The following is a 2,673-nucleotide window of genomic DNA, read 5'->3' as shown; positions in this document are numbered from 1 at the left end:
CTAAATAGCATATTAAATAAAAAAATAAAAGCTCAAAAAACGAATGAATAGATTTTTGAGCCTAGAAAAATATTGTAAAAATTTAACGAAGAATTTATTTGTTTTTTAACTCAGTTCTTTGTTGTAGCCAGTTTTTTAATAATGTTTTTTAATTCCTAAATAATCAATTAAGTCAAATAATATTTCATTAAATATAATTCCTAATATTACACTAAAGACGATACTAATAAGAAATATTTTCGAAAAATATTCAGCCTTTCTATTTTTGCTTTTCTCCCAAACAATATGAATTCCAAATGGTATAAAAACCATAAAAATCGGAATTCTAAAAGCTGGACTTAATCCCCAAGCTTTTCCTTCTATTATGTAAACTAATGAAATTAAACCAAATAGTAAAATAGATATTATTAATCCAATTCCTAAATCTTTAACTTTAATAAGTTTTAATTTCAAGAGCTTAATTACTTTTACTAAAGCTATTATTCCAATAATTAATGCTCCAAGTAAAAAAGGTAAAATAACTATTCCCATTATTTTTCTATTTCGAAATTAGCCCAATTCAGCGTGTTTAAATTGATATTTCGATATTCTGATAATTCTGATTTATTAAACATCAATTCGATTTTATTTTCGATTCTATCAAATTTCACAATCCAAGGTGAGCAAATTCTGTCTGTTAATTCAATTGCTTCTATAGTTGAATTATTTTCGTTAATTATTTTTCCAATTATTTCAATTCGGAACGAGTCTTTCAGTTTATTATATTTTGAGATTTCAAATCCATTTTCACAATTCAAAATTTCGCAAATTAATTCTGCAAATTTTTTTCCTTTCTCAATAGAATTTTGATTTTCAGTTATTAAATTTAGTCTAAATTTCGTCATTTCTCAAATTGGCTACAACGTTGTTGTGTAAGATTAGTTGCGTGTTTTAAGCACTAAAGTTAGTAAATAAATCACAGATAGAAAGTCCGCGAGGACTTTCGTAAATTGGCTAAAACCAGCAATTAATTTTACACGGTGTTGGCAACTGGTTTTGTTATTCAAGAACATTTCCAAATGAAAAGCATAATAAAAATACTTATTCCAAATGCTAACTTCATATTTTTCTTGTTTTTTTCTAATGCTTTTTGTTTCTCAAAATTTTTAATTCTCTCTTTACTTTTTTTAGATTCAAGTTCTTTATTTGCCTTTAAAATCTCCCTCTCTTTCTTGAATTCATCGATTTCATATGGAATTTCAAAATATTCTTGATTCATCCAATTATTAGTTGACTTTTTAATTATGCAATTTTCTATATGAATAGTTAAACATATTTTTCTGTTTTTAGAATAAGCACCATCTTTATAAATTGAAAAACCAATTAATTCAATATTTCCTATTAAGTCACATTGATTTCTTAAAAATAGTTTATAATTATTTTTAATATATTCTTTGTCCTTCGTCGAGAAATAGCCAGCAATTTCAAAAAAATCAAAAAATGAACTATTGATTGTTTTGACTTCAGTTTTTGCCAATGAATATAAAGATTGATTAGTAATAGATTTGTAATCTTTTTTGTAGCTTAATTTTTCGGTTTTTATATTAGTGAAGTGGGAATGTTCTTTAAAGTCCAAAATTTTATCAGAGAGAATTGTTCTTCTATTCAAAAATTGTTTGTAAATCTCATTTTGTTCAAAATCAGAAAGCTTTTCCCATTCATTTCTTTTTTTCCAAAAAAATTGAGTAATTTTTTTTAAATCAATAACTTCATCAGTATTTTTCATTAAAAAGACTTGTTTATCTGTACTAATTTTAACTTGTTGCCAACGTTTTGGTATAAGCTTTGTTGCGTTTTGTTTAGCTAAAAGTAAGCAAAATATTAAACAACTTTGTGCCTGCGTATTTTTCCGAAGGAAAAATTTAGCAGCAATAAAGTTTATACAGTGTTGGCATTTCGTAGTTTTTAAGTTATTCAAATTCAATAGTTTCCAATAATAGTTAATTCAGATATTTTTGTGTAATTCCTGTTTCATTTCAAAATAACCATTTTTTTGGTAAATATTTCAAGATTCCAACCTCATAAGCTTTCCAATATAAAAGTTCATTATTACACCAAAAAAGTTCAATCTTTTCACCTTTATTAAAACTTTTTCCTAACTGATTCCTGAAGTTCAACTTAAAAACTCCACTTTCTCCATTTTCAAGATTTATTTTTACAAAAGGATAAAATGAAGTGTGATTTTCATTCCTCAAAACTTTTTCAGTTACTGATTCATATTTTATGAATTCTCCAATTATTTTTTCTTTTCCATTCCTGTCTTTGTAAAAAATTACTTTTTTATTCCAAAAATAAAAGAAAACTCCTACAACTATTAATAATATTCCTGTTTTCATTTTAGGTTAAAGAGAGGTTTTATTTTTTCCTTTTGAGTTTGTTTGGGCTATGAATGCCAACGTGTTTGTGTATGGCTCGTTGCGGAAAATCAGCTATGATTTTCCGCCGTGACCGAAAGATAGCAAATTGCAATGAATTCCGATTAGGAATTCAGCCGCAATAAGCTATACACGGCTTAAGTTTGTCTTTTACTAATTTTGATATATAATCAGAAAGAATAAAAGAGAGAATTAAGGTTAATATACACGGTGAAGCTTTAGACTTCGACAACATTGGTAATCCTCTCTCTTTTCTACT

General features: G+C 26.0%; 4 protein-coding genes. All 4 read right to left on the bottom strand.

From position 1 onward, the window contains the following. Window positions 1–135: 135 nt before the first annotated feature. Window positions 136–531, bottom strand: coding sequence for a hypothetical protein (locus DIS07_RS14890; protein WP_109406062.1), 396 nt, complete (start codon window positions 529–531; stop codon window positions 136–138). Continuing rightward, window positions 531–884: a hypothetical protein gene (locus DIS07_RS14885; protein WP_109406061.1), complete on the bottom strand. Its 354-nt coding sequence runs from the start codon at window positions 882–884 to the stop codon at window positions 531–533. Before DIS07_RS14885 ends, DIS07_RS14890 begins: the two co-directional genes overlap by 1 nt. A gap of 158 nt (window positions 885–1,042) precedes the next feature. After that, window positions 1,043–1,957 (bottom strand): hypothetical protein, encoded by a 915-nt coding sequence (locus DIS07_RS14880; RefSeq protein ID WP_146190748.1) that lies wholly within the window; start codon window positions 1,955–1,957, stop codon window positions 1,043–1,045. Window positions 1,958–2,015: 58 nt separating this feature from the next. Further along, the gene (locus DIS07_RS14875; RefSeq protein ID WP_109406059.1) at window positions 2,016–2,375 is read right to left on the bottom strand and encodes a hypothetical protein; all 360 of its coding nucleotides are present in this window, start codon (window positions 2,373–2,375) and stop codon (window positions 2,016–2,018) included. Window positions 2,376–2,673: the final 298 nt, after the last annotated feature.

Origin of the sequence: Polaribacter aquimarinus, from assembly GCF_003129485.1 — a bacterium.
Classification (GTDB): Bacteria; Bacteroidota; Bacteroidia; order Flavobacteriales; family Flavobacteriaceae; genus Polaribacter; species Polaribacter aquimarinus.
Note: the sequence above shows the minus strand (reverse complement) of the source record. Positions and strands in the feature narration are given on the sequence as shown.